Annotated in this window: 17 protein-coding genes; 8 read left to right on the top strand and 9 right to left on the bottom strand. The window is 57.0% G+C overall.

Annotation, left to right across the window (positions count from 1 at the left end):
- Nucleotides 1-237 precede the first annotated feature (237 nt).
- Nucleotides 238-1,068 carry a class I SAM-dependent methyltransferase gene (locus TR61_RS17620; RefSeq protein WP_050931840.1) on the bottom strand — a complete coding sequence of 277 codons (831 nt, stop codon included), beginning with the start codon at nt 1,066-1,068 and terminating at the stop codon, nt 238-240.
- 339 nt (nt 1,069-1,407) lie between these two features.
- Here TR61_RS17620 and TR61_RS17615 point away from each other — a divergent pair, with 339 nt between their 5' ends.
- Nucleotides 1,408-1,596 (top strand): hypothetical protein, encoded by a 189-nt coding sequence (locus tag TR61_RS17615; protein WP_157440963.1) that lies wholly within the window; start codon nt 1,408-1,410, stop codon nt 1,594-1,596.
- A gap of 265 nt (nt 1,597-1,861) precedes the next feature.
- On the opposite strand, the gene TR61_RS17605 is transcribed toward TR61_RS17615, so the two are convergent.
- Nucleotides 1,862-3,475: an inorganic phosphate transporter gene (locus TR61_RS17605; RefSeq protein WP_216595432.1), complete on the bottom strand. Its 1,614-nt coding sequence runs from the start codon at nt 3,473-3,475 to the stop codon at nt 1,862-1,864.
- 165 nt (nt 3,476-3,640) lie between these two features.
- Here TR61_RS17605 and TR61_RS17600 point away from each other — a divergent pair, with 165 nt between their 5' ends.
- Together TR61_RS17600 and TR61_RS17595 are read left to right on the top strand one after the other, a co-directional pair.
- On the top strand, nt 3,641-5,449 hold the full coding sequence (locus TR61_RS17600; RefSeq protein ID WP_050931837.1) for a Na/Pi cotransporter family protein: 1,809 nt from the start codon (nt 3,641-3,643) through the stop codon (nt 5,447-5,449).
- 92 nt (nt 5,450-5,541) lie between these two features.
- Nucleotides 5,542-5,784, top strand: a complete 243-nt coding sequence (locus tag TR61_RS17595) for a hypothetical protein (RefSeq protein ID WP_157440962.1) — start codon at nt 5,542-5,544, stop codon at nt 5,782-5,784.
- A 190-nt stretch (nt 5,785-5,974) separates the two neighbouring features.
- Here TR61_RS17595 and TR61_RS17590 read toward each other — a convergent pair whose 3' ends face one another.
- Nucleotides 5,975-6,778 carry a LuxR C-terminal-related transcriptional regulator gene (locus tag TR61_RS17590; protein ID WP_050931835.1) on the bottom strand — a complete coding sequence of 268 codons (804 nt, stop codon included), beginning with the start codon at nt 6,776-6,778 and terminating at the stop codon, nt 5,975-5,977.
- 180 nt (nt 6,779-6,958) lie between these two features.
- Between TR61_RS17590 and TR61_RS17585 the strand changes: the two genes are divergently transcribed.
- Both TR61_RS17585 and TR61_RS17580 read left to right on the top strand, forming a co-directional pair.
- Complete coding sequence (locus tag TR61_RS17585; RefSeq protein WP_050931834.1) at nt 6,959-7,372, top strand: nuclear transport factor 2 family protein; 414 nt, start codon at nt 6,959-6,961, stop codon at nt 7,370-7,372.
- Nucleotides 7,372-8,547 carry an MFS transporter gene (locus TR61_RS17580; RefSeq protein ID WP_050931833.1) on the top strand — a complete coding sequence of 392 codons (1,176 nt, stop codon included), beginning with the start codon at nt 7,372-7,374 and terminating at the stop codon, nt 8,545-8,547. Before TR61_RS17585 ends, TR61_RS17580 begins: the two co-directional genes overlap by 1 nt.
- Before the next feature lie 365 nt (nt 8,548-8,912).
- On the opposite strand, the gene TR61_RS17575 is transcribed toward TR61_RS17580, so the two are convergent.
- Together TR61_RS17575 and TR61_RS17565 are read right to left on the bottom strand one after the other, a co-directional pair.
- Nucleotides 8,913-10,238, bottom strand: a complete 1,326-nt coding sequence (locus tag TR61_RS17575; RefSeq protein ID WP_281178080.1) for a hydroxymethylglutaryl-CoA reductase, degradative — start codon at nt 10,236-10,238, stop codon at nt 8,913-8,915.
- Nucleotides 10,239-11,148: 910 nt separating this feature from the next.
- Nucleotides 11,149-12,870, bottom strand: a complete 1,722-nt coding sequence (locus TR61_RS17565) for an adenylate/guanylate cyclase domain-containing protein (RefSeq protein ID WP_172677017.1) — start codon at nt 12,868-12,870, stop codon at nt 11,149-11,151.
- Between the two features lie 290 nt (nt 12,871-13,160).
- On the opposite strand from TR61_RS17565, the gene TR61_RS17560 reads away from it, so the two are divergent.
- A complete protein-coding gene (locus TR61_RS17560) occupies nt 13,161-13,673 on the top strand; it encodes a MaoC family dehydratase (RefSeq protein WP_216595429.1) in 513 nt (170 codons plus the stop codon).
- A gap of 119 nt (nt 13,674-13,792) precedes the next feature.
- Here TR61_RS17560 and TR61_RS17555 read toward each other — a convergent pair whose 3' ends face one another.
- The 3 genes from TR61_RS17555 to TR61_RS17545 form a co-directional block, all read right to left on the bottom strand.
- Entirely contained in the window at nt 13,793-14,152 is a 360-nt protein-coding gene (locus TR61_RS17555) for a group I truncated hemoglobin (protein WP_050931828.1), read from the bottom strand.
- Nucleotides 14,153-14,340: 188 nt separating this feature from the next.
- Nucleotides 14,341-15,813 (bottom strand): amidase, encoded by a 1,473-nt coding sequence (locus tag TR61_RS17550; protein WP_050931827.1) that lies wholly within the window; start codon nt 15,811-15,813, stop codon nt 14,341-14,343.
- The gene (locus TR61_RS17545) at nt 15,810-17,096 is read right to left on the bottom strand and encodes an aminotransferase class III-fold pyridoxal phosphate-dependent enzyme (protein ID WP_050931826.1); all 1,287 of its coding nucleotides are present in this window, start codon (nt 17,094-17,096) and stop codon (nt 15,810-15,812) included. Before TR61_RS17545 ends, TR61_RS17550 begins: the two co-directional genes overlap by 4 nt.
- A gap of 93 nt (nt 17,097-17,189) precedes the next feature.
- Here TR61_RS17545 and TR61_RS17540 point away from each other — a divergent pair, with 93 nt between their 5' ends.
- Both TR61_RS17540 and TR61_RS20580 read left to right on the top strand, forming a co-directional pair.
- Nucleotides 17,190-18,125 (top strand): LysR substrate-binding domain-containing protein, encoded by a 936-nt coding sequence (locus TR61_RS17540; RefSeq protein ID WP_050931825.1) that lies wholly within the window; start codon nt 17,190-17,192, stop codon nt 18,123-18,125.
- Nucleotides 18,126-18,756: 631 nt separating this feature from the next.
- Nucleotides 18,757-18,909, top strand: coding sequence for a transposase domain-containing protein (locus tag TR61_RS20580; RefSeq protein ID WP_157440964.1), 153 nt, complete (start codon nt 18,757-18,759; stop codon nt 18,907-18,909).
- Nucleotides 18,910-18,994: 85 nt separating this feature from the next.
- Here TR61_RS20580 and TR61_RS20210 read toward each other — a convergent pair.
- The coding region (locus tag TR61_RS20210) for a hypothetical protein (protein WP_172677016.1) at nt 18,995-19,177 on the bottom strand (183 nt) is incomplete at its 5' end.

The raw sequence follows: 19,177 nt of genomic DNA, 5'->3' as shown, positions 1-19,177 counted from the left end.
CATGATCGCCCGGATCGCCACTGGTACAAAAATGCGCAGTTCACTCGGCATAGCAGGTGAGATTTCTGACGGTGTGCTCCAGTATTATCTTTGCATAATCCTCTGCGGCTGAGAACAGGGCAATGCTTGCATAAAAGAGCAGTTCGACTTGGAAACTGAGCAGACGCCGCCCGATTGTGACTAAAAGGCTGCTCAGCGGGAAGGAGCAGTCCTTGCGTTCAAAGTTCGGCAACTAACCTATTTGGGCTTGAAGCAGATTATCTGCACGGGGTGGGTTCGGCGTTCTTCGATGTTCCGCGCGGCATTTCGCACGATTTGCGGAGCCAATTTGCCTAACAGAATATGAGTGCCAAATACCGGTGCCTCACCTTTCTCGGCAAGTTCGATAGCACGTCTATAGCCCTGCAAATATTTTTCACCTGTATCGGCGACCTTGATGTCGGCGAAACCGGCCTTTTCCAGCGCGGCAACTGTATCGGCGGGCCGCATCAGGTAGGCGCCGCTTCCGTCTTCTGACCAGGGCACCGGATGATGTGGCTCGCCTACTTCCCCCAGCCCATGTTCCGTAAGCGCGAAGAATGCACCAGGCTTCAGTACCCGGAAGGCTTCGCCGAAGAAAACGTTTCGATCGGGCACGTTCATTGTGACGTGCTGCGTGTAGCCTCCATCGAATGTTTCATCACCGTACGGGAGCTTCTGCCCGTCACCGTGTCGGCATTCCACTGCGCTTTCCATCCCGACGAGCACACTCAGTTTGTTGGCAGCGTCTACGAATGGTGCCGTTATGTCGATACCGTCAACATGGCACTTGAAGCGCTTCGCCAAATACCTTGCAGGGCCACCGAGCCCACAGCCAATGTCGACAAGTCGATCACCCTCCTTGATCGGTAACGCATCTGCTAGTTCAACGGTCGCGGGGAACCCTCTCGCATGAAAATGATCCACAGGTGCGAGTTGTTCGACTGTGACAGAGTTGGGGTCGATGCCTGCGAGTTTCATTGTGTCTAAAATTCGGGAATATACGTCTCCCTTGCCCCAGTGATCTGAAATAGCTTTCGCATCAGTCATTTGAGCCCCTCCTATCTTGGCGGTTAAGATAGCACAGTTTCGCAGCACCCGATATGCGGGTTCATTCCGTCTGCTCCGGGCTCACAGCGGACATCTGACCGACCGCGTCGGATGACCGGATTGCGGGACAAAGCTGCCACACGGGTACCAAGATTACTGAGCCAAGGTTCCGTAAAAAAAAAGACCTGCTAAAAAGCTCCATTCACATGACGTGAGTGGATCAAAAATGAATCCCGCGACCTTCGATGATTTGGATCAAGGAATCCAATGCTTTCGGTTGTTTTATTGTTGGGTATTTGAACCCCAGCCATACGGAAGTTTTTGATGCCGCTCTCGAGTTTGACCGCTGAAGCAATCGATGCTCGCATCACTTTCCACGATGACGATGAAGTTATGGAAGTGAGCTTTGAAGACCTCACACTTAGCAGCTCAGCGGATGTCAACGCGTTCTATGACAGGATCGAAGAACGCATCGCTGCCTCAGGACAAGAACTCTGGTTTTTCCTGGTGAATTTGGGTGACAGCTGACTGATTTTGCGTTCTGAGGATGCTCCGCGCCCGATGGATGGCCGCCATACAGCAGCTCACGAAGCAAGATCAGAATCTAAACCGAACAGATCCCGCCTGGAAGCTGAGGATAGCCCAAATGGCGAAGTTGACTGGACATTCTTGGATCTCGTTTTTTCGCGCGATAGAGAAAACAAGGTGTGCTGGGCGGCACCAGCGTGTTTTTGATCGCCGTACTCGGTTCCGAGCCGACTTACAGCCGCATCAACAGGGTCAGGGCGCCGTCTCAGGGCAGTAACATCCCACGGATCATGAAGAAAAACATGGCGGCAAGCGTCGCCGCGAGAGGCACTGTAATCACCCACGCCGCCGCGATCCTGAGCAGCAGGTTCCGCTTCACCAGTTCGACCCGGTGGACGCGTCCAAGGCCTTTGCGCTCGCGTTTGGCGAGCAGTGGGTTGTGTTTTGTACGGGCCTTCAGATCGCGCAGCATCTCACCCTTTGCGGCAACGTCCGCTTCCTCGAACCGGGTCAGGAATTCGTCGACCGCAGCGGCATCTTCGCCCTCGTGGTGGTCACGTATTTCTTCCAGCATGCGCGAGTAGTTCGTCTTGATGTACTCGCGCAGAAAACCGACCCCAAAAACACCGCCAACGGCGATATGGGTGGAACTGACCGGCAGACCGAGCTGCGACGCAATGATCACGGTAATCGCCGCCGCCATGGCAATACAGAAGGCGCGCATCTTGTCGAGTTCCGTGATTTCGCTCCCGACGGTACGGATCAACTTTGGTCCGTAAAGCGCCAGTCCAATCGCGATCCCTATAGCCCCGACAGCCATGACCCACAGAGGAATGCCCGCTTTAGTCGAGATCCCGCCAGCGATGATCGCTTCGTTGATGCCGGCCAGAGGGCCGACCGCGTTCGCCACGTCATTCGCACCATGCGCAAAACTCAGAAGCGCGGCAGCGAAAATGAGGGGAACGGTGAAAAGATCATTTACACTGGATTTGTGGTTCTCCAGCTGCCCGGTCATCCGGGCAATGTAAGGACGCACGATCAAATAGACGACGACAGCAATGAGGAGCCCGATAACGACCGCAACAGGGAAGGACACCGCAACGACCTTCTTAACACCCTTGAGCATCAGATAGGTTGCGAAGGCCCAGGCCATAGTGGCGACAAGCACTGGCACCATGCGGTTGGCAGCACTCATTACATCTTTCTGATAAGTTATCGTGCGCTTGATAATGTACAGGAATCCGGCAGCAATCAGACCACCCAATACGGGGGAGATCACCCAGCTTGCGGCGATCTGACCGACCACGGCCCAATTGGCAATGTTCCAGCCCGCCGCCGCTATTCCGGCACCAAGGACGCCACCCACGATAGAGTGCGTCGTAGAAACGGGGGCGCCGATCGCCGTGGCGAAGTTAAGCCAGACGGCGGCCGCGAGAAGTGCAGCCATCATCAGCCAGATAAACGTGTCGCGGTCGGCCACAAGATCCGGGTCGATGATCCCGCTCTTGATGGTGCCGACAACGTCGCCGCCAGCAATCAATGCGCCGCCCGCCTCGAAGAAAGCCGCTATGAAAATAGCACCGGTCAGCGTGATCGCCTGCGAGCCCACCGCTGGTCCGACATTGTTGGCGACGTCATTCGCGCCGATGTTCATCGCCATATAGCCGCCAATCATCGCTGCAGAGACCAGCAGAATTCCGTCCATGCCGCCATCGGTCCGGACCATAGTGAACAGCATAATGCCGACAATGAAGATCAACGCGGTTCCGAACCGAAACAGCTCGTCACGGTTTCTCTGGACGGCCGTTTCGATATTCTCGGTTCTCAGCACAACGCAGGCCCCCCTTTGATCCGCGACTCGCACACCGATCATTCCCATCCGTGCGGCTCCGTATATGAGCCAAATCAAGGAACAGAGTTTCAACAGTCGGTATGTCTCATGTTCGCAACGGTGTGAGGGAGATCGGCCTGTGACGGGCAAGACAAGCGAGCCGCGCATCAGGAGGGCAGGGCTGCCAATGTCGCCGCTGGCTGCGGCGCAGGCATGACGCGCATTTATCTACCTGTCGCGATCGCGACGCTCATCCTGGCCTTCTGGTTCAGCCCTGATGTCCAGGAAATTGCGGCAGGGGTGGCAATTTTCCTGTTCGGCATGCTGATGCTTGAAGACAGCTTCAAACTATTCAGCGGTGGCGCGATCGAACGGCTGCTTGAAAGGGCAACGGGTTCGGTATCCAGCGCAATCTCGCTCGGGTTCATTTCAACCACGATCCTTCAATCAAGTTCCCTGGTTTCGGTGATCGCCATATCGTTCCTGAGCGCCGGGCTGATCTCGTTGATTGGCGGGGTGGGGATCATCTTCGGGGCCAATATCGGCACCACGACGGGCGCGTGGCTTGTCGCCGGCCTTGGCCTGAAGGTGAATATCGCTGCCTATGCGATGCCGATGATCGCCCTGAGCATCATACTTGTTTTTCAGAAATCAAAGGCACTCAGGGGCACAGGCTTCGCGCTTGCCGGCATCGGCTTTCTGTTTCTCGGCATCCACCACATGAAAGAAGGCTTCGACGCCTTCAAAGATCAGATCGATCTGACACGCTTTGCCCTGCCTGGACTCATGGGGCTCATGGTCTATTCGCTGATCGGGACCGCAGCCACGGTGATCATGCAATCCAGCCATGCGACGATGGTTCTGATTCTGACCGCCCTCGCAGCCGGTCAGATCAGCTATGAGAACGGCCTCGCCTTGGCCATCGGCGCCAATATCGGAACGACGATCACCGCGATCATTGGCTCGTTTGGGGCCAATTACCAGGGCAAGCGGCTGGCGCTCGCCCATCTCATCTTCAATCTGCTGACTGCCAGTGTGGCGCTGGTCCTTATTGTGCCTCTCCGCGAACTCGTGGAATGGGTCAGCGCGGGTCTGAGCATTGCGCCGGGCGACTATGCGATGAAGCTGGCTGTTTTCCACACGATCTTCAACGCGCTTGGCGTCCTGTTGATGCTTCCGCTTCTAAACCGGCTCATCGCGTTTCTCGAGACCCGGATCCCGGAACCCGTGCCGGACGTGAGCCGCCCACATTTCCTGAACGAAGCCGTGGACGAGTTCCCGCAGACCCTTGAGATCGCGCTTCGCAAAGAAGTGTTCCACCTCTACGAAAACGCGGCACAACTCATCCTGCATGGATTGAATCTGCACCGCGAGAAGATCTTCGCCACCAAGGACATTGCCGATACTGTCCGCAGAAGCCGGAGCCCCGTCGAGCTTGACATTGACGAGGGCTATGAAACCCGCATCAAAACGCTTTACTCAGCCATTGTCGAGTTCACCACCCGGGCGGGAAACAAGCGGCTGCCACCGGATATCGCGGAAAGTGTCTATGCCTTGCGCGACGTCGCCAGCGGTGTCGTTCAGGCAGTCAAGTCGGTCAAGCATCTCCGGAAAAACATCCTTCGTTACACCACCCGGGATCAGGGCGCAGTGACAGCGCTCTATGACGGCCTCAGAACCGAGATCGCGCGGATCACCGTGGAAATCCGCAAGCTCGGCATGGCCGCCCCTGAGGATCGCAGCGCCCTGTGGCTGGATCAGGAACGCGCCCAGATCGAAGAGGCGGCGCGCTCGACGACGCAGCGCGTCGATGCCCTGATCCGAAGCGGGGAGCTTAGCGCGACCGCCGCGACATCGTTCCTGAACGACTCGGCCTACGCTTACAGTGCCATGAGAGGCCTGATCGAAGCCGCGCGAAGTTATTACGTCGAGCGCGACAGCGCTATGGCCGAGGTTGAAAAGCTTCTCGCGCTTGACGAAGAAGAATTGGCAGAACCACAAGAGACAATGCACATTTCTTAGGTCCGGGTCATCACGGCGGTGGTCAATAAACTGTCGTGGAAAGCTGATAGACACCGCGTCTGAGACTGCTGGACGGAGATTGGTTTATGGGAATGAAGAAACTGGCCGCCAAGGTCGACGATTACAACGAGCGGCTCGAAAGCGGAAAAGCCAGCAAGATCAAGCCCGATCACGTGCAAAAGGTGCTTGAGAAACTTCGCAGGAAGTCAGCCAAACTCGAAGAAGAACTTGCGTCCACAGCCTCCATGGAAAAGAGGGCCCGCCTGGAGAAAAAGCTGAGTATCGCCCGTGCCCATATCGAACGCGGCGAGTGGCTTTTGAGAGAGATTTCCTGACCCTGCGCCCATCGGCTGAGAGCCGGATTTGAACGTCTGCATTCGCAAATGACGCAGCAACGCCGCCTCCTCGCATCAAAGCGTGTCGGTCCCAATCCTGGATGGAATGCCCAAATCGGTCTTATGGGAGTCATGCGCCGCAGTTTGCGCGAACGACTTTTGTGCGGGACAAAGTTGCCATTTCAAAAAGTCACACTTGGTGTCCACTGCTGCCGAAGATGCGCGCGTTTTCCAAAGCAATCACGCTTTGAGCGGCAAACATCTGTGCCACCCGGAGCGCATCCTCCGAGAACGGGCGCACTGATTGCCGATAGATCGTGAAAGCGCCGACAAGTCGGTCTGCGGCAAGCATCGGTATCGCGACAAACGACCGGGCACCTCCGAGGTCAGCCGTGGCAAACCGCAACGGGTCGTCCGTCCGGTAGAGCGCCTCTGATTTGACATCCATGATGTTTATCACAGTGCGCTGCGTGACCAGTCTGCCGAGCCCGGTTTGGTCACTCACGCTGAACGTGCCACTATCATCCAACCAGTCCTGAAAGGCAGTGGGTATCCCAAGCGTAAATGTCGCTCGGAACCGCTTTTTGTCCCGATACTCAAACAGAATTCCAAATTCCGCATCGCAGAGATCCAACGCATAGCGCAGGATCGCTGGCATGACCAAGTTCAGATCGCCTTGGGACGCGCCGATAATCCGCAGGACTTCACTCAACGCCTTTTCACGGCTCAGAGCCTCTTCGAGGCTCAGCGCGAGCTCCGAGATGATTGCGGCGTGGTCTTCCTGACTGCGCGGAGCGGCGCTGACACCGTTGAGGCGACTGGCCAGCTCAACCTTGGACGACACCTCAAGCTTCCGATAGATCGTGGCCAGGTGTGTCCGTACGGTGGATGGCGCAATGTGCAGGTCCGCTGCGAGTTCTTGATAGCTGCATCCAGCGGCATAGCGTTCGGCAATTTGCAGCTCTCTGGGGCTGAGGTCGGTGCTGTGAAACATGTGGCAAGGTCCATCTGTCGGCCACATTCGATGGTATCAAAAGCAAACAGTCGAACAATCCTACAGATGCTGTAGGCTAATACTGCAGGGCCTTCTCTGAAAATACTGCATATGCCGGATATGCTGCGCCAGGCTGATAGCGCAGTATTAGGGGGCACCGCAAATTTGAGGGATAGTGCCATGACACAATTCAAAACCGCCCAAGCTTTCTTTGATGCCTGTGAAACCGGCAAAGGATGGGAGGCCTGCCAGGCCTGGTGCACCGAGGGTGCGACCTTTGCGTGCCAGGCGGACGCGCTGGCGGAGACCAAGACACTTGCAGACTATTGCGAGTGGATGAAAGGCTTGCTGACCCCAATTCCCGACGGACGCTACAAGCTGACGTCCTTTGCGATGGATGAGGCCCGCGGCACTGCCGTGGCAACCGCCGAGTTTCATGGCACGCATACGGGACCGGGCGGGCCGGTGGAACCGACCGGCAAAGTTGCGGTGTCTGACTATGCCTATGTCATGCAATTCGACGGCGACAAGATCGTCCACATGACCAAGATCTGGAATGACGTGCAGGGGCTGCGCGGGCTTGGTTGGGCGTGATGCGCTGGCGCATACTGGCACTTCTGTTTCTTGCCCGCATCGGACTTGGATTTCAGTTTCAGACGGTTGCCTCCGTGGGCGATGATTTGGTCGTCGCCTTCGGGCTCGATTACGCAGGGATCGGTTTCCTGATCGGTCTCTTCATGGCCCCTGGACTATTTCTGGCCATACCTGCCGGATATTGGGGCCGCTATGTTTCGGATCGCATCATGGTGGTGATCGGTTTGGGCGCATTGGCACTGGGTGGGACCATATCGTCCTTCGCAACAGAAAGCTGGGCTATTGGGCTGGGTCGCATATTTGCCGGGGCAGGCTTTCTGTTTACCACGCTCTATTTCACAAAAATGGTCGCGGATTGGTTCGAAGGGCGCGAAATCGCTACCGCCATGAGCATTCTTGTCATGTCTTGGCCATTCGGGATCGCCATGGGGCAAGTCGGCCACGCCTGGCTTGCGCAGGCTTACGGTTGGCAGGTTCCGTTTCAGGTGGCCTCTGTTTACTGCCTGCTCGCGGCACTCGGGGTGTTTCTGTATTACAGATCGCCACATGATCTACCGCCAGTAAAAGGTGGCTCGGGCGCTGTCCTAACAGGTCAAGAATGGCGGTTGGTTCTTTGTGCCGCTGCCGCGTGGGGTGTGTTCAACGCCGCCTATGTCACCTATCTATCGTTTGGTCCGAAGGTTCTCGAAGACCTTGGCCAATCCGCCATCGCCGCCGCTGGCATCGTCAGCATCGGGAGTTGGTTGATGATCCTGTCAGGTGCCGCGTGCGGGCAGGTTGTGGACCGTTTCGGTGGACGAAATGTCGTACTGACCATTTGTATGGCAGGCGCCGTCGTTTCTCTCATGCTGCTTGGCGTCCAAGGGGCTGGGCTGGGAGCGAGTGTGCTGTTCGGCCTGATAGGCATGGCACCGGCGGGAGTCATCATGGCAATGGCCGGACAAGCCATGCGGCCACAGGTGCGCGCCTTCGGGATGGGCATATTCTTTACCGTCTATTACACGATCATGCTGGTCACGCCCCCGACCGCTGGCGCAATCCTTGATGCGACGGGCAACGCGCAGGGGCCAATCTCGCTCGCCATGGTCCTGTTTGCCGCGGTCGTCCCATTGGGCCTCGCGTTTCAATATTTCAGAAGCATGCCTCTCGCAGGCGTTGAAAGGAAAGCCGGATGACGGATGACAGATGTTCGCAAAACAGTTTTCGTCAGGGCGGTCATGCATACCGATGAAATGTGCAAGTCGTGTGACCCGATCATGCGCCGCGCTCCGATAGCTATCATAAGAAACCCGCGTAAACCCGAGGGTTGGAGAAGGCACAAGCCCCACTCAAACATTCAATTCTTCTTGTTAGGTTTCGCATAGCGGTCGTTTGAACTATTCGCAACATCCGTGAATTCGGGCTCAAAACTGCAACTCGCGGCATGTCGGCAGCAAGAGGCGGCCTGAAGGTCTCCTTCGCGGGACGTCGCTGCCCATCAGGATGTCCAAGCAAGGGTGACGGGTCATATCCAGAGCGACAGGGATTTACCCTCAGGCTTTCAATCGCTTCTCAGTTCCTCGAGACTCTTCTTTGCGGCAGCAACACTGACGTCACCTGCGCCCACGATGGCTTTTGCGACGCTGTCGATCTCGTGACCCGTCGCGCCTGCCGTGATGGCGATGTTCCGGGCATGCAAAGCCATATGCCCCCGCTGGATACCCTCGGTGGCCAAGGCTCGCAGCGCGGCCATGTTCTGCGCCAGGCCGACGGCTGCCGTCACTTCCGCAAGTTCCTGTGCAGATGCAACTTTCATGAGGTCCAGCGCGGCTTGTGCAGCCGGATGGGTGCGCGTGGCCCCACCGACTATGCCCAGAGCCATCGGCATTTCCAGCGTGCCCACAAGCGCACCGTCATCGGCGATTTCCCATCTTGTCAGGGAGGTGTAACGACCAGAACGCGCGGCATACGCGTGGGCACCCGCTTCGATGGCGCGCCAATCGTTGCCCGTGGCAATAACAACCGGGTCGATGCCATTCATGATACCCTTGTTGTGTGTCGCTGCGCGATACGGGTCAATCAGAGCCAGCGCGCAGGCCTCGACAATGCCCTGCGCCACGTCGGCGCCATCCAGAGTTTCGGTTGTGAGTGCCTGCGCGCGCACGCGAACGCTGGCTGTTACAATCCGCTTGTCGGCCAGGTTCGAAAGAATGCGCAGGCGCACTTTTCCGCCTGTGATCTGTTCGACATCTGGCGCCAGAGTCTCGGCCATGGTGTTGACCGTGTTGGCCCCCATCGCGTCGCGCACATCCACCAGAAGGTGCAAAACAACCATCGGACCAATGGGGCTGTCCGAGAACACGTGAACCTCTATGTCCTTGCAGCCGCCGCCAAGTCCGACCAGAACCGTGTCTTTCGCATTCGCTTTCTCGATAAGCGCCTCGCGTTGCGACAAAAGTCTGGCGCGCGCTCCAAAGGGATCGGTCAATCCGAGTATCTGAATCTGAGCCCGCATGATCGGCGCGCTTGACGTGGCTTTGAATCCACCTTCGCCGCGCGCAATCCGCGCCATGAAAGATGCCGCGGCAACGACAGAGGGTTCTTCAACCGCCATCGGCACAAGATAGTCGCGCCCGTTCACCGTGAAATTTGTCGCTACTCCCAATGGCAATTCGAATGTACCGATCACGTTCTCGATCATTCCATTGGCCACATCGAGAGGAAGGGCCGCGGCACCCGACAGGGTCTCGGCAGAGGCACCATCGATACCGGCCATGCGTGCTATGGCTGCCCGCCGCGCGTCGGGCTCCATGTCTCGTATTCCCTTGACTTGGGAAGATGCGATGGCGGTTTTGTCCTTGGTCATTCTCCGCTCCTCATGCAGCACTTCAGGGACAATAGACCCGCTATCGAGAAATGTAAGTGCCTGCGAAAGTTACCTTATGCGGGAAACAGTCTGTGACCCGTTCATGAGGCGTTGTGACGGCTGGGCTGCAAAGAAGGCAGCCACTCAAGCGCAGCCGACTGACTGCAACGCGGACTTTTCGGCCATTTGCGTGTTATGGCGGGCTCAGGTTCGCTCCTCCCAGTTCAAAGCGCATTTCGCCACCTTTGCCGTCAACAAATACCAGGCTGCTTTCTTCCGAACTAACCTGTTTCATACTGAGAAACTTTTCCACCAAGGGTGAATCCGCATCAATTCCTGGAGAACCCCAGCTGCATGCTGGCGAAGCAGAAGTTGGTCTGATCCTTAACTTGGGATAGCGACCTTTCATAACGCCTGTAGCACATAGACAACGACCACAGATTGCGAATGCGGAGTTCTCGCCAATGTAGAACCTGAGGGGGCGTGTTGGCGGCTTCCCATCGATTTCCACCAAGTCATAATCCCGCATAGTTTTGATATGACTAACTACTGTGTCTGCTTGTGTATCAGAGCCCGTCGCGCATACGAGTGCCACGACAAAGACCGCGATGGCACCACTTCTCAGAAAACGCATACATCTGCTCCCAAGATAATGTTGAAGTCTGAGACTTTAGGGAAACGCATCCCCAGACATTATTCTGGTCAAGTTATTGAGCCGCGCACAGTGTCTCTTTGACTTGGGTCAATCAGTTTGTCTTGCGCCAAAGCCAATCAACTGGTCAAAAAAACATCGTTCGCAGTTTCTGCTCCGGGCTCTAAGCAGACGTTCGCTGCAGTTTACACGAGCGACCGCTCCGCGGACAAAGCAGACAGTAGCTGATCGCTAGGCTCAGTCGGCTGCTGGGGTATTGGTGCGAATTCTGGTTGGGGATCAGACCATAGATTTCGCTATGCCTTCGACGAGAAGAGAGTTGTGCTCAGGCAGGCGATACAAGGCAAGACGCCCCGAAGAGATGCTCTCCAGAAAAGTCGGCGCGAACGTAGCTAAAGCTTCGGCATGTGGACGCGCTTCATTCGGTCGGCCGAGATGGGCTGAAGCAGCGATCATTAGGGCCCGGCGAATAGGGGCGCGCGGCGTCATCTGAATGGCACGTTCGCCCCAGTGTCTGGCGTCAACGAAGTTGCTCTCAGCAAAATATGCCTGAGCGAGTGCAAGATAGGCGTTGCCTACCCAGACATCCGCATCTCGCGGCGACAGACGCAATGCAAGCTGTGCGTGTTCCTTTGCTTCGTCGAGCCGCCCGACAAGCGATTCATGCCAAGCCATCAAAAGGATGTTCAGGGCGAAATTCGGATTGAGTTCGAAGGCGCGTAGAAAATCAGAGGTAGCCTCGTCGTATGCGCGCCGGAAATGGCGAATTATGCCACGGACCGTCAAAGCCCTCGGGTCGGACCTGTCACTCTGGAAAAGGCGCTCCGCCGCCGCTTCGGCAAGGTCAAGCATTTCGTCTGGATTGTCGTCGAGTTGATAGAGATAGCGGTTAGCGTAGGCATAGGCTTTGATCCAAATTGCCTGCGAGTTGCGCGCATCGAGGTCGATCGCCTGTTGCGCCAATGCCAAGACATTTTCATAGCCACTTTCGTCTGAATATGCCCCTTCCTGAAAGAGCGCTTGGGCCTTGAGGGCCAGGTCATAGGAATTGAAGTCGATATCCTGCACTCGGCTTGCGCGTGCAAGTTCGGCCTGAGAAATTTGCGGTGCGATTGCGCCGACGACGCTGCGCGTGATCTCGTCCTGAAGTTCGAAGATGTCTTCAAGATTGCGGTCGTAGCGCTCGGCCCAGATGTGGGTACCAGTCCCGCATTCTATCAACTGCGCGGTGATGCGAATACGTTTCGACACTCGGCGCACACTGCCTTCAAGCATGTATCTCACGCCGAGTTCTCGGGCAACGTCCCGGTGCGTCACCGATCGCCCCTTGAAGGAGAAAGAAGAGTTGCGGGCGATAACAAACAGGTCCTGGAACCGCGAGAGTTCGATGATAATGTCCTCGCTGACGCCGTCGCAGAAATACTCCTGCTCCGGATCACCGGACATGTTGTCGAACGGCAGCACGGCGATGCCGGGCTTGTCCACGGTCGACGCCGCTTGTTTCAGCGCCGAACCATCAGGCCAACGCCAGACACCTACGCGACGTGCGATATTTTTCAGCTGGGTGTCTCCACCGCCGAAGAACAAGGCAGCGGAGGTTCTGTCCAGGCTGTTATGTGCCGTATCCGATAGCAATATCTGCCCAGGCTCGGCCAATGCCTCGAGACGCGCAGCAATGTTGATTCCATCGCCGAAGATGTCATCGCCATCGGTAATGACTTCGCCTGTGTGAACGCCGATGCGGAGCTGGATGTCTGCCCGCTTTTCGACCGACTGGATGGAAATCGCGCATTCGGCGGCATTTGTGGCTGACCGGAACTCGACGATCCAGCCGTCCCCCATGCTCTTGATCAGTCGCCCACCATATCTCGCGAGCGCGGGCATCAAGGTCAATTCTCGGAAAGTCTTGAGAGCATTGAGCGTCTGGTCCCGATTATGGTCCATCAAGGCTGAGTATCCGACAACATCTGCCGCCAGAACCGCGGCAAGCCTTTTTTCCATAGCTACCTCCATGCTTGTTCGAGACTAGCCCGGTGCTTGAGAACTGTCAGCCAAGTTTCCCAAGTCGTGCGATTGACGCGAGCGAAATACGGGGAACGCCATGTCTGCTCTGGGCTCGTTTGGGTCATCCGAGTCTTTTCATCAGATGACCGGAAAGCTGCCGTCAGCAGCCACTCATGACTGTCTCGCTCGCGGCAACGTCCGCTTTCGCACTGCAACGGCCGCTTTTGCCAACACCGGCCACTCGTTTTGACTGCGTCCTATGTCCGCGTTGCGGACGGAGTAGACATTTGCCCCGCGTATTGACGGGCAACTCCCCTTTTACCTATCCTCCTGGCATGATTTGCGGCAAATTCTTCGACGATCTGTCGGTTGGAGATACTTTCGAGAGCGGCGGGATAACCCTCACCGAGGGTGCGATTATTGACTTTGCACTTACACACGACCCTCAGCCCTTCCACATAAACAAGGTTGCAGCGAAAGAGTCGATTTTCGGCGGCCTCATTGCCAGTGGCTTTCAAACCATCGCGCTCACGTTTCGGCTGTTTCGTGACACTGGTGTGCTGGCCGGCACCAACTTAGGCGGGCATGGCATGGACGAAGTGCGGTGGCTCGCTCCTGTCTTCCCGGGCGACACGCTTTCTGCGCGTGTTACGGTTGAGGCCCTCACACCATCACGCTCAAAACCCGATCGCGGAACCGTGCGGTTTCGCTACCGGACTTACAACCAGAACAACCTTGAGGTGCTGAGCCTGACCATGGACCATGTGATGGCGCGCCGAAAGCAGCACGGTTCGCACTGATGACCGGGTGAACGGCTGCTCTGGGCCTACAACAATCATTCGCTGCATGCCGGCGCCATGAAACCATCTGAACGTCAGCTTCGCGGTTCTCTGACGGCCTTCGTGCAGTACGAAAGTTCTTAAATTCCTACAACTTGGTCTTTGAGGCTGTACAGTATGTAAAGGACTTCCTCTTGTTCGCGCTGACCAATGCCGTTCGCTTGCAGAGCGTTCATGGCATCGTCAAGAACTGCGACGAACTCATCTCCGCTGATGTTCATAAACTGATGCGCCGCAATCATGTCTTTGCCCGAATAAATCTCAGGACCACCTGACCCAGTTATGAAGAAGTCACCGGCCAGTTGCTTGAGGTTATTCATATCGCTCCCCGCAAACCGCGAAGAAACAACCGGGTTTTTCGAATGATTGTCGACGAGCACGTCAACGATCTGTCGAATACCGTCGGTTCCTCCTAGACGTTCGTACAACGTGCGAGTCATGACAAACCTCCTTGATCACAGCGTGTTTAATGCGGCCCTCATGCCGAGGAATCTAACATACAAGTTGGTCCAGCACTAAATTTCTTTATTTTATGCAGCACCACAGCGGAAGAAGACGACTGCTCCGGGCTCAGAGCCGTCATTCGCTGCGTTACGGATGAATGTCCGCTTCAGAACCTTCGGGGGCTTCAGCCGGCAACTGGCAAGACGCGGGACTTTAGTTCGATTCCGGATAGCTCTAATTCTTTCACTTTCGGCCCCTGCCCCGTGAACCAGGCACCACGCGCGCGTTCGAACGCCAGGCCCGCGCGGAACACCGTATCTTCGTCGAATGGTCGGCCGACAATCTGCAGTCCCATAGGAACACCATTCCGGGCCAGTGCCATCGGCAAAGACAAAACCGGATGCGTTCCCAGCATATTGAACGGTGCGGTCATCACCCTGCCAAGCATAGGGTCAACCGATCGGCCGCTGATCTGCAGGCTTTCACTGCCGGGGTCGAAATCCGCCTTTACCGCTGGAATGGCGGTTGTCGGACACAAGAGCAGATCAAAATTTCCCATTATGGCGCCGAGGCTGCGGCCCGCCTCGCCCACAACGGAGAGCGCCGCCACATAGTCGCGCGGCTGCACGGCAAGACCTTCCCTGGCGAAGCGCTCCGCATAGGGCGTCATGTACGGCCAATCCGCATCATTTTCCGGCGCGATCGAGGTTCCAAAAATAAGCCTGAGATGCGTCAGGGCTGCCGAAAGCACATCGCCCGTCCACGGCAATTCGACATCCGACACTTGGGCGCCCATGTCGCGAAACTGACTCGCGGCAAGATAAAGGGCTGCCGCCACTTCAGGGTCGACGGAAAAGAATCCCAGGTCGCGCGAAACCGCAATTTTCAGATCGCGAACCGACTGCCCCGATGGCTTGATCTGACGTTTTGGCAGGGTGCAGGGGTCGGCTGGATGCGGGCCGCTCAGACAGTTCTGAAACAGCAAGGCGTCGGCAACCGTGCGTGCCAACGGACCAGTATGGCAATAGGGATCAAGGTTGAAGGGCGCATCAACGGGATTGCGACCCCGCGGCGGCTTGTACCCGACGACGCCACAGCATGACGCAGGAATACGGATGGAGCCGCCGATATCCGACCCTGTTGAGAGCGTCGTGCTGCCGACGGCCAGCGCCGCCCCGGCCCCGCCTGACGATCCCCCCGGCGTCATGTCCAGGTTCCAGGGATTGCGCGTGACGCCCCAGCGCTTTGACCAAGTCACGGCAGCGCAAGAGAACTCGGGCGTCGCACTGCGAGCATGCACAATGGCCCCCGTCGCGAGGACGCGTTCATTGATTGGCGAGGTCGCCGGTTGCGGTGTCGTATCTGACAGAAGCGAACCTGCAGATGTCGGTTGGCCAGCAATGTGCCCTGCATCCTTGACCGCTACGCAAAGCCCCTCCAATAGCCTGGGGGCCGCTCCGTGCCCCATGTAACGCGCCTCGGCATTACGGGCAGCTGCACGCGCGTCCTCGAAATAACGGTATGTAAATGCATTAACGTCCGGCTCGGTACGTTCGGCACGCGCGATGATCGCGTCTGTCAGCTCCACCGGGGACAGCCTCTTTGCCCGAAAGGCCGCCAATGCATCGCTTGCAGATATGTAGGCAAGATCGCTCATGCGGATACGGCCTGGGCCATGATCGCGCTCTGCATCACGGCCATAATTTCGTCGATCTCCTCTGTCGTACAGATATAGGGAGGGGCAATGGCCAGAACCGGCCCGATTATTCGAAAGAAGACACCACGACGCTCGGCCTCTTCCCCCACGGCGCGGGCCTGTTGCGGTGTTTCGAATTCCACTGCGGCCAGCATTCCCTGGCAGCGGACATCCATCACGCCCGGCGTCTTGCAGAGCTTCTTGAGCCCCGCGGCTATGCGAGAACCGAGCAAGGATACATGCGAGGGAAGATCCATTTCCTCGTAGATATCGAGGCATTCCAACGCCACCGCGGCGCCCACAGGGTGTCCGCCATAGGTGACGCCATGGCCAAACGTCCCGTATTTATGACCTAGCGACCTTATACCCCGATAAACCTCGTCAGTCATCGCCACGGCCGACATGGGAAGCACCGAAGCGGTCAGTTGCTTGGCGACCGTCATCAGGTCTGGTCTGATTCCATATGTCTCGCAGGCAAACCATTCGCCCGTCCGGCCAAAGCCACAAATGATCTCGTCGGCAATCAGCAGGATGTCATGGCGGGCGAGAACATCCTGAACCTCACTCCAATACCCTTCGGGCGGCAGGATAACGCCGCCAGCGCCCATGGCTGGCTCACCGATGAATGCCCCGACGGTTTCAGGCCCCGCCGCGCGGATCAGCGCATCCAGTTCCCGCGCACGCCGCTTGGAAAAGGCGATTTCGCTTTCGCCGGGTTCGGCATCGCGCAGGTAGTGCGGACGGCCCGTGCGCAGAACCGCATCAAGCGGCAGGTCAAAACCATCATGGCAATATTCCAGACCTGTGAGCGCGGCGCTCATCTGCCCAGATCCGTGATAAGCGCCTTCCCGCGCGATGATCCGCTTTTTTTTCGGACGGTCCTTTGCGTTCCAGTAAAACCGAACCAGCTTGGCCGCAGTTTCGACGGCTTCCGAACCCGATGTCCCAAAGAATACCCGCGACATGCCCGGCATACGCGCAACAAGCCGCTTGGCCAGCTCGTCCGAAATCGCAGGTGTGCGCCCCATGAACGAGTGGTAGTAGGCAAGCTGTTCCATCTGTCGCGTCATTGCCTGTGTCAGTCGCGCCGGCGTAAAGCCCAGCGACGAACACCACAGCGCCGAAACCGCGTCGATATAGCCCCGACCGTCGGCATCGAACACGCGAATACCATCGCCGCGCACGAACCGTTTTGGCGCGTTGTGTTCGGCCAGATGTGGATCAGTGAATGGGAAAAGCTGCATGTGAGGTGTCTCCGGCCAACAGTGACATGAGATTGTGGGATGCTCAGCTTTCGGTCAAACTACAAATATTCGCATTAATGGTGAGAATTTCTCATGCAACTGAAGAAGCTTCCCAATCTCAACGCGCTCAAGGTTCTTGTGGCCGTCGCGCGCGATGGCAGTTTTTCGAAAGCCGCAGACTCGCTGGGCGTCACTCAGTCGGCAGTGAGCAAGCAGATAGCGGTGCTCGAGTCTGATTTTGGTCGCCCTCTGTTCCTTCGGTTTCATCGCAGGATTGAAATCACCCCATTCGGCCGCCATCTTGCCGATCTGGCCTTCGACGCCTTCGAAAGGATAGAAACCGGGATGCAGATGACCAAGGCGCCGCCGCCCGAGCAGATCCGGCTTTGGGGTGACGCCGACTTTACGGAACTCTGGCTGTTTCCGCGTTTGTCCCGTTTCGAGGCCTTGTTCCCCGATATCCGCATCTCGATAACCGTCGACGTTGGAATGTCTGCCCCGCCATCAAGCCCGTATGACCTTGCCATCATCTGGGGGCGTGGCGGTTGGAAGGACTGCCTCTATGAGGCCCTCATGACGAACACCGTTTTCCCGGTTGCGGCGCCGGATTACTTCCGGGCACTGGACCGAGCGCCGCAACTATCCGACATCCCCGAAAATCACCTGATACACGATCAGACGCGGTTCTGGTGGCGTGCATTCCGCGATGCTATCGGCGATCGGGGCCTGAACCCGGAGGCCGGCCGCATCTACAACAGGTCGCGACTGTGCCTCGAGGCAGCAGCGCGCGGACACGGCGTCACGATCGGGGACGAGGTTTCAACCCTGCGCCACCTGGAGAACGGATCCTTGGTTTGTCCCTTTGACGCCAAGCTGCCATCACCCGAAGCCTATTTCCTGGTTCGCCCCAAGGACAGTTCAGAGACGGAGGCTTCAAAGCGTTTCGCGGAATGGCTGGCATCCGAAGTCGAAGAACACCGGCGCTTTTTTCAGGCTTTCTGGCGGCGCAAGAAGCGAAGAAAGACTTGAAATCCGGCTGCTATACAAGAGTTGAAATCCTAAGCAGATCTTTACCGCGAATAACTTCCCTGAAAGCTTGCGGGCAGTCCCTGCTCCCGAATAAAGTTTCCCTGCTATTAGCTGATCTATTCCCTGTTAATGCGTTTAGGGAATTCGCCCTTAACCCTTTGAAATTTCTTTTGGATCTGCAGTCGAACTCGCGGAAATACCCCGAAGATATCCAAAATTCCCTGTACTTTCCCTGTTTTCAGGGAATTTTCAGCAGAGACAAGCTAGCTGGAGACTGCGTGCACAGCCAGCCCTCTATTTTCCATTAACAACAACGACCTATGTCGATATGGGCGGGCACAATGGTACACTCCCATGGTACAGATTGAAGTCTCACAAAGATCCTTCGGGGGAACTCGGCAGAGCGTACGCTGAATCGGGGCCTCTGGTATCACTTCAGAAACCCACGGTACTTTGCGCCATGCGAATGGCGCGTCTAGGTCTCGTCGGTTTGTTCTCTTGCTACGATGACATCGCCATAGTGTTTCTCCACTCTGAGGGCAAAGGCCAATCCCTCGCCCTGTACTGAGTGGAGCCCGGACATCCCGGGCGATACTAGAAGTTCGCAGGCCCCGGAGACGGAGCCAAAGCCATTGCAATCGCATTCGCTTTTACCGAGGCCACCAAGCTGAACGACGTCGATCCGCAATCCAAACTCAACTGGGTTCTGACCCGAAACGCGGACCACAAGATCACACGCCTCGAAGAGTTCCTCCCCCGTACGTCACGCTGCAATGACGCGTAACTGCCAGTGCATCGGCTTAAAAGAGTCGGTTCATCGAACAGGTCCGTTCAAGGATGCGGTGGTCAAGGTCGGCTCTGCTGATGGGTCAGGTTGGCAACAGGCTGGCCACCTGCTGCGTCACGAGGTCGGGGCGCTGGTAGAGTAACATCTGGGCTGTGCGCTCGATGATAAAGGCGACATTCCCGGGGTGGCGGGCGCAATAGGCGTTGAGTTGACGGGATTCAAGAAAATCATGCTCGGCCCCCAGAATGAGCCTCCCCAACTGAAC

The organism is Aestuariivita boseongensis (genome assembly GCF_001262635.1).
GTDB classification, from domain to species: domain Bacteria; phylum Pseudomonadota; class Alphaproteobacteria; order Rhodobacterales; family Rhodobacteraceae; genus Aestuariivita; species Aestuariivita boseongensis.
Note: the sequence above shows the minus strand (reverse complement) of the source record. Positions and strands in the feature narration are given on the sequence as shown.

Excerpts from the sequence above, each read along its gene's own strand:
- TR61_RS17555 (WP_050931828.1), bottom strand. The coding sequence starts at position 14,152 with ATGACTCGCACGTTGTACGAACGTCTAGGAGGAACCGACGGTATTCGA.
- TR61_RS17545 (WP_050931826.1), bottom strand. The coding sequence starts at position 17,096 with ATGCAGCTTTTCCCATTCACTGATCCACATCTGGCCGAACACAACGCG.
- TR61_RS17595 (WP_157440962.1), top strand. The coding sequence starts at position 5,542 with ATGAAGAAACTGGCCGCCAAGGTCGACGATTACAACGAGCGGCTCGAA.
- TR61_RS17540 (WP_050931825.1), top strand. The coding sequence starts at position 17,190 with ATGCAACTGAAGAAGCTTCCCAATCTCAACGCGCTCAAGGTTCTTGTG.
- TR61_RS17600 (WP_050931837.1), top strand. The coding sequence starts at position 3,641 with ATGACGCGCATTTATCTACCTGTCGCGATCGCGACGCTCATCCTGGCC.
- TR61_RS17590 (WP_050931835.1), bottom strand. The coding sequence starts at position 6,778 with ATGTTTCACAGCACCGACCTCAGCCCCAGAGAGCTGCAAATTGCCGAA.
- TR61_RS17620 (WP_050931840.1), bottom strand. The coding sequence starts at position 1,068 with ATGACTGATGCGAAAGCTATTTCAGATCACTGGGGCAAGGGAGACGTA.
- TR61_RS17565 (WP_172677017.1), bottom strand. The coding sequence starts at position 12,870 with ATGGAAAAAAGGCTTGCCGCGGTTCTGGCGGCAGATGTTGTCGGATAC.
- TR61_RS17585 (WP_050931834.1), top strand. The coding sequence starts at position 6,959 with ATGACACAATTCAAAACCGCCCAAGCTTTCTTTGATGCCTGTGAAACC.
- TR61_RS17605 (WP_216595432.1), bottom strand. The coding sequence starts at position 3,475 with ATGGGAATGATCGGTGTGCGAGTCGCGGATCAAAGGGGGGCCTGCGTT.
- TR61_RS17580 (WP_050931833.1), top strand. The coding sequence starts at position 7,372 with ATGCGCTGGCGCATACTGGCACTTCTGTTTCTTGCCCGCATCGGACTT.
- TR61_RS17550 (WP_050931827.1), bottom strand. The coding sequence starts at position 15,813 with ATGAGCGATCTTGCCTACATATCTGCAAGCGATGCATTGGCGGCCTTT.